General features: G+C 62.2%; 5 protein-coding genes and 1 tRNA gene. 4 read left to right on the plus strand and 2 right to left on the minus strand.

The window, feature by feature from the left end; translation table 11 throughout:
• Positions 1 to 182: 182 nt before the first annotated feature.
• A complete protein-coding gene (locus CWO89_RS17085; RefSeq protein ID WP_245476341.1) occupies positions 183 to 455 on the minus strand; it encodes a SemiSWEET family sugar transporter in 273 nt (90 codons plus the stop codon).
• A 1,010-nt stretch (positions 456 to 1,465) separates the two neighbouring features.
• Positions 1,466 to 1,540, minus strand: a tRNA-Thr gene (locus CWO89_RS17090).
• Positions 1,541 to 2,095: 555 nt separating this feature from the next.
• On the opposite strand from CWO89_RS17090, the gene CWO89_RS17100 reads away from it, so the two are divergent.
• The 4 genes from CWO89_RS17100 to CWO89_RS17115 all read left to right on the plus strand — a co-directional run bounded on the left by CWO89_RS17100 (position 2,096) and on the right by CWO89_RS17115 (position 5,958).
• Positions 2,096 to 3,796, plus strand: coding sequence for an FAD-dependent oxidoreductase (locus CWO89_RS17100; RefSeq protein WP_130579946.1), 1,701 nt, complete (start codon positions 2,096 to 2,098; stop codon positions 3,794 to 3,796).
• A gap of 10 nt (positions 3,797 to 3,806) precedes the next feature.
• Positions 3,807 to 4,115 (plus strand): UBP-type zinc finger domain-containing protein, encoded by a 309-nt coding sequence (locus CWO89_RS17105; protein WP_130579947.1) that lies wholly within the window; start codon positions 3,807 to 3,809, stop codon positions 4,113 to 4,115.
• A 326-nt stretch (positions 4,116 to 4,441) separates the two neighbouring features.
• A complete protein-coding gene (locus tag CWO89_RS17110; protein WP_130579948.1) occupies positions 4,442 to 4,954 on the plus strand; it encodes a hypothetical protein in 513 nt (170 codons plus the stop codon).
• A gap of 179 nt (positions 4,955 to 5,133) precedes the next feature.
• Complete coding sequence (locus CWO89_RS17115) at positions 5,134 to 5,958, plus strand: alpha/beta fold hydrolase (protein ID WP_130579949.1); 825 nt, start codon at positions 5,134 to 5,136, stop codon at positions 5,956 to 5,958.
• Positions 5,959 to 6,191 lie beyond the last annotated feature (233 nt).

A 6,191-nucleotide genomic window follows, 5' to 3' on the forward strand; every position in this document is an offset into this window, starting at 1 on the left:
AGCCGCCGACGTTTGAGGACTATATGAAGCCCTCGGCCCCACCGGAATTCGCACCGATGTTGTTTCAAGCTGTAATTGTTTGCCTGCTCGTCCTCAGCGTTGGCGTTCTCATCGCCCACATGGTCGACGCCCTCAGGACATGAGGTAGCGTCGCTTCCCGCGGCTCAGCTCACAATCCGATATCACGATCGCGCTTCGTGGCGACGAAAGTACATGTATGCCCCAACGGTAAGGTAATTGGTCGCGACCGCGATCACATTCCACATGATGATGTTCTTTGAGCCGATCGATACGCCATAGATCACCCAGAGAATTTGAAAAGTGCCCGTGATGGCCGCCATTCGGGGGTTCATGCCGACACCGGAGCGCCGATTCAGCATCGTAATGAGGTCGGGCAGAGCCGCGAAGGTTGTCCCGAATCCCGCCGCGAAGCCGATGATTTGAGTGAGGTCCATCACTCCTCCTCAACGCGCGACCAATCCGGCCATATACTGTGCGGTGCTCGCCGGGCGCAAAAGACGATCGGTCTTAGGCTAGAGCGTTTTGGAGCGAAGCACGCCCTCGGACTTGATCCGAGGGTGGACGCCGGTTCGCATAGCAATCAAGTTTACGCAGATTGCGTAGACTTATCTGCGCAGAAAACGCGTCAAAACAAGAATCTAGAGCTTCGGTTCTGATTCAATCAGAACCGAAGCTCTAGGGACTTTTTCCGTCGAAAATGGCGGGTTTCTTCTACTTGAAGACCCGCCGCGAACGCCGATACACCAGTTTGCGCCGCTTCTGGCGTGCTCCGGCCGATCAAAAGCGGTGTCGTTGGTCCGGAGCGGCGTCGCCGCTGCTCCGGACCAACGTGCTGTGACGACGCGTGTGCTTGCCGCGTGGGCAAGACCTCATAGGGAGGCTTGATATGTCGCGTTCGACGCTAGCATTTGTCGCTATGATGACGCTTCTCTCGATGAGCTTCGTTCTTTATCCGCAAGACCCTGCCAACGCTGCCACGTTCTGTGCGCAGCTAAGAGGGGCGAAAGCCGCAGGACAGCCTGACTGCTCATTTTCGACGCTGGATAAGTGCCGCGCGCGCGTCAGGCATAGGGGCGGCGGGCACTGCTACAAACTAACCCACTAGCCCGACGGCGCAAATGCACCATCCATCCTGAATTGCGAGGACTGCGGTTGGTGCGAGCGGAGCGTCGTCGATCCGCGAGCGATAGGCCGGGTTAGCGCTGTCTTCGCCCTCTAGTGGGTGAAAAACATAACGCCGAGGGCGCCGAGTATGGCGCCGCAGTCGTGAATTTTCGCTGCCGGCCGTGAAATCGATCACGCGGTCCAAATCTGGACCTGATGGCGGCGCTTGTGCAAAAATCGATCATGTTCGGCACTTTTGATCCGGTTGGGTACCCGGCTCGAAATCGAGTATCGTCCGCCGGGGAGCCGGTCATCTAAGTTGCTGATTTTGTGGGTTTTCTGGTGCTGCCGGACAGGATTGAACTGTCGACCTCTCCCTTACCAAGGGAGTGCTCTACCACTGAGCTACGGCAGCATGCCCGGGAATAAAGAATCGGCCGAGTTGGCCCCAGCGGGCGCGGCGGTTCTTGCCACAAGCCCCCCTCCGGCGCAAGCGCGGGGACGGGGAGGCGGACCGCAAAAACACCTCGTCCCGTCGAAATTCGGCCAATCCGGGGGCACTTCGGTTCCCTGGGGCGCTCGGGAGTGCGGCTTTGGCCGGTTCGTCCTGCCACCGCACGGAAGACCGGGGGAGCCCACCTCCCCGATCGACCGGTGCATGTCCCTCGGCGCCTGGTCTATTGTCATGCAAGTTTGAAAGACGGATGCAACATGCAGGACGAGAAAGACAGGCGGGAGCGGCAGGTCGCGATTGCGTCAGACGAATCAAGACAGCATCGCCTCAAGCTCGCGCTGCGCGAAAACCTCAAGCGGCGGAAATCACAGGCGCGCGGGCGCAGCGATCCTGCATCTTCCGAACCGGCCGAAGGCCGACTAGATGACGCGAGCGATGGCGAGCCGGGTCCCTAGCCGGTCCCTGCATGCGGGGCATCGTTGCGACGTGTTTTGGTAAGAGGAGTGAGTAGCTGAGATGGCTGCAGAGGCGATGGCGAATCCGATCAGCGCGAGGTCCCTCGCGTTTCCGCGGCACGAGCAGACCTTTCCGACCCTGACCGAGCACGAGATCGAGCGCATGCGCCGGTTCGGCGAGGTCAGGCACTATACGGACGGCGAAGCGCTGTTCGAGACCGGCAAGCCGGGACCGGGCATGTTCGTGGTGCTTTCGGGCACGGTCGCGATCACCCAGCGCGATGGCCTCGGCCATGTCACGCCGGTGATCGACCAGGGCCCGGGACAATTCCTGGCCGAGATTGCCCAGCTCTCCGGCCGGCCTGCGCTGGTCGACGGCCATGCCGAAGGCGACGTCGAGACGCTCTTGATTCCGCCGGAAAGATTGCGGGCGCTGTTGGTGGCCGAGGCCGATCTCGGCGAGCGCATCATGCGCGCGCTGATCCTGCGCCGCGTCAACCTGATCCAGGGCGGCGTCGGCGGCCCCGTGCTGATCGGCCCGCCGTCGCTCGGAAAGATCGCGCAGTTGCAGAATTTCCTGGCGCGCAACGGCCAGCCCTATCACGTGGTCGATCCCGCCACTGACAAGGACGCGGCCGACCTGGTGGCGCGCTACTCGGCCACGCGCGCCGAGTTGCCATTGGTGGTCTGCCCCAACGGCAACGTGCTGCGCAACCCGTCCGAGACCGCGCTTGCGATGGCGATGGGCATGATCGGCGGCCACACCCATGACAAGCTCTACGACGTTGCCGTCGTCGGCAGCGGGCCGGCCGGGCTCGCCACCGCCGTCTATGCGGCGTCCGAAGGGCTGTCGGTCGCGGTGCTCGATTCGCGCGCCTTCGGCGGCCAGGCCGGCGCCAGCGCCCGCATCGAAAACTATCTGGGCTTTCCGACCGGCATTTCCGGCCAGGCGCTCGCCGGCCGCGCCTTCAACCAGGCCCAGAAATTCGGCGCTGATATCCTGATCCCGGTTTCCGTCAGGTCGCTGGACTGCTCCAAGCGGGACGGCCTGTTCTCGATCGCGACCGAATGCGGGCACACCTTGCGCTCACGATCGATCGTGGTTGCGAGCGGGGCGCGCTATCGCCGGCCGAGCATCGAAAATCTCGAGGCCTTCGAAGGCCGCGGCGTCTGGTACTGGGCCTCGCCGATCGAGGCCAAGCTGTGTGCCGGGCAGGACGTGGTGCTGGTCGGCGGCGGCAATTCGGCAGGCCAGGCCGCAGTGTTCCTGTCGGGCCATGTGCGCAAGGTCTACATGATGATCCGCGGCGGCGGCCTCGGGGCCAGCATGTCGCGCTATTTGATCGAGCGCATCGAGGCGACGCCGAACATCGAATTGATGTTCAACACCGAGATCACAGCGCTGGAAGGCGGCGAGGATGCCACGCTCCAGCGCGCGCGCTGGAAGAGCCGCCTGGCGCCGGAGCAGCACACGCTCGACGTCAACAACGTGTTCCTGTTCGTCGGCGCCGATCCCGCGACCGGCTGGCTCGAGGGCTGCGGCGTCAAGGTTGACCGCGGAGGCTTCGTGCTCACCGGCCAGAGCGGCCAGGATGGCCTGCGGCAGGGACAATTACTGGAGACAACGGTGCCCGGCGTTTTCGCCGTTGGCGATGTCCGCTCCGGATCGGTCAAGCGCGTCGGCGGCGCGATCGGCGAGGGCGCGCAAGTCGTCGCGGCGCTGCACGGCTTCCTCGCCGACAACGCCAATTCCACGGCTTAGGAAACAGCAGATGTCGAAAGGCTGCACCCATATCGCCGACATTCAGACCGTCACGCCGAGCGCGCTCGGCTGCGAGGAGTGCCTGAAGAGCGGCAGCCAATGGCTGCATTTGCGCATCTGCCGCACCTGCGGCCATGTCGGCTGCTGTGACGATTCTCCCAACAAGCATGCGACCGCGCATTTCCACGCGACCGGCCATCCGATCATCGAAGGCTATGATCCGCCGGAAGGCTGGGGCTGGTGCTATGTCGATCGCGTGCTGTTCGATCTCTCGCAGCGCAAGACGCCGCATAACGGCCCGATCCCGCGCTATTATTGATTCATAGCGCCGTGGGGAACGCGTAGCCCGGGTGGAGCGGAACGCGTAACCCGGGACGACTGCATCTGCGTTTACGAGCGGCCCCGGGTTACGCTTCGCTTCACCCGGGCTACGGCACTAACTCAGATAGTTTGGTGATTGCTGTCGGTGTGCTGTCATTTATGACAGGCATGCAAACGGTTTCGGCAAATCCCATACTTTAGTTTATTCGCATCATAATCATCTTATCTTCATCATATAAGCCGGCTTCCGATCCGCGAAGCATGTAGCAATCTCACTTGTTGCATCGTAGTGTTCAGCGCGGTTCTCAATCGGGAGTGCTTCACATGGTCCTGGGTATGAGCTTGGCCACGTTTACGCTTGTTCACGTGGTGATCAGTCTGATTGCAATCGTCGCGGGCCTTGTCGTGATGTTCGGGCTGCTCGGCTCGAAGCAGATGCCCGGGCTCACCGCGATCTTCCTGCTGTTCACGATCCTCACCAGCGTCACGGGCTTCATGTTCCCGTTCAAGGAGCTGCTGCCCTCGCATATATTCGGGATCATTTCGTTGATCCTGCTCGCGATCGCCTGCATCGCGCTCTATGTCATGAAGCTTTCGGGCACCTGGCGTCCGATCTACATCGTGACGGCGATGATATCGCTCTATCTCAACGTCTTCGTGCTGGTGGTTCAGTCCTTCCTCAAGATACCCCCGCTGCACGCGTTGGCGCCGAGCGTGCCACCGGCTCCGCCGTCCGGCCCCGTCTTCGCCGTCGTGCAGGGCATCGTGCTGGTGCTATTCGTGGTGGCGATCATCGGCATCTGGCGGCGCTTCAGGCCGATGGCCTCCTTCGCCTGAAGCATGATCCGGAAAAGTGGAGACCGGTTTTCCTCGCGACAAACGCGAAGCGTTTGCGCGGAGATCATGCTCACGATCCAATTGACATCGTGATTTGATATCGCAGGGCGATTTTGAAATCCGGAGCATGCCCGCGACCGGTATGTTCCATCAGCTTAACTCGCACGAAAGGCTGCGCGATGCCCACGATCACCACCAAAGACGGCGTCATGATTTTTTACAAGGACTGGGGCAGTGGTCAGCCCATCGTCTTCAGTCACGGCTGGCCGCTGTCATCTGATGACTGGGACACCCAGATGCTGTTCTTCCTCAATCACGGCTTTCGCGTCATCGCGCATGACCGCCGCGGCCACGGCCGGTCGAGCCAGGTGAGCGATGGCCACGACATGGATCACTATGCCGACGACCTCGCGGCGGTGACCGAGCATCTCGATCTGAAGAATGCCGTTCACGTCGGTCATTCCACCGGCGGCGGCGAGGTGGTCCACTATATCGCGCGGCACGGTGAGAGCCGGGTGGCGAAGGCGGCGATCATCAGCGCGGTGCCGCCCTTGATGGTGCAGACCCCGGCCAATCCGGGCGGCCTGCCCAAGGACGTCTTCGACGGACTGCAGGCGCAGCTCGCCGCGAATCGCTCGCAATTCTATCGCGAGCTCGCCGCGGGCCCGTTCTACGGCTACAACCGGCCGGGCGCCAAACCGTCGGAAGCGGTCATCCAGAACTGGTGGCGCCAGGGCATGATGGGCGGCGCCAAGGCGCATTACGACGGCATTGTCGCCTTCTCGCAAACCGACTTCACCGAAGACCTGAAGAAGATCAACGTGCCCGTTCTCGTCATGCATGGCGACGACGACCAGATCGTGCCCTATGCCGACGCCGGGCCGCTGTCGGCCAAGCTGTTGAAGAACGGCACGCTGAAGACCTACAAGGGCTTTCCGCACGGCATGCCCACGACCGAAGCTGCCACCATCAACGCCGACCTGCTCGCGTTCATCAAGGGCTGAGCGTCGCTTCCTTCACCTCTCCCCGCGCGCGGGGAGAGGCATAGGCCGCCATTCGGCGGCCGTTCTTAACGCCGAAGCGAAGCTTCGGCTATGTCGCATCGCAGATGCGATCCGGGTGAGGGGGGTCTCCGCGAGTCCGCCTGTCACTGTGTTAGCGGAGAGAGCCCCTTGTATCTGCACGGCCATGATCTGTGCGATGGAAGCGACTTAGCACCTTGGCCGGTGGCCACCGG

It is taken from the genome of Bradyrhizobium sp. Leo170, assembly GCF_004296405.1.
Taxonomy (GTDB): domain Bacteria; phylum Pseudomonadota; class Alphaproteobacteria; order Rhizobiales; family Xanthobacteraceae; genus Bradyrhizobium.